Genomic DNA, 648 nt, shown 5'->3' with positions numbered 1-648 from the left:
GTCGTCACCGACACCGCCAAGATGGCCGACTTTCACCTGCGGGTGCGGCCCGGGACCGACGCCTGGTGCCTCGCGGCAGGCCGCCGAATTGGCCAGCGAGTGCGCGGGATTGGCGCTTTCGACGATCATGGCGCGGAAGCGGTCCGGGTGATCGGTCAGGATCTCCTCGGGCACCACGTTGCTCGGAATCAGCCCGGAGATGATGGGTGCACCGGTGACGGGCGTGCGGCCGGAGACCTGGCTGAACAGCGGTGCGAATGACGAATGCAGGTGCTGCGCACCCTTTTTCGCGAAGTTGCCGGTGAGGATCCACAGCATCTTGTTCAGGTAGGAGCTCAGGGTGCTGTTGGGCGCCTGCTGGATCCCGAGGTCCTCGAACACCGCCACGCGCTCGGCGGCGCCGATGCGCCGCGCCGCCGCGCGCAGCAGTTCCTCGTCGACCCCGCTCCGCTGGGCGTACTCGCCGACCGGGACCTCGCGCAGCGCGGCGCGGACGACGTCGGCGCCGCGCACGTGCTCGGCGAGAAACGCTTCGTCACAAAGGTTTTCCTGGACGAGGACGGCGGCCAGCGCCGCGAGGCACCAGGCGTCGGTCCCGGGCCGCACCCGCAGGTGAAAGTCGGCCATCTTGGCGGTGTCGGTGACGAC

Annotated in this window: 1 pseudogene; it reads right to left on the bottom strand. The window is 69.4% G+C overall.

Annotation, left to right across the window (positions count from 1 at the left end):
• A pseudogene (locus tag A9X00_RS24210) lies at positions 1-648 on the bottom strand (molybdopterin-dependent oxidoreductase); the annotation flags it as partial.

Source organism: Mycobacterium sp. 1245805.9, from assembly GCF_001672915.1.
Taxonomy (GTDB): Bacteria; Actinomycetota; Actinomycetes; order Mycobacteriales; family Mycobacteriaceae; genus Mycobacterium.
The sequence above is the reverse complement of the archived record's forward strand: the minus strand, read 5'-3'. Positions and strand labels throughout refer to the sequence as shown.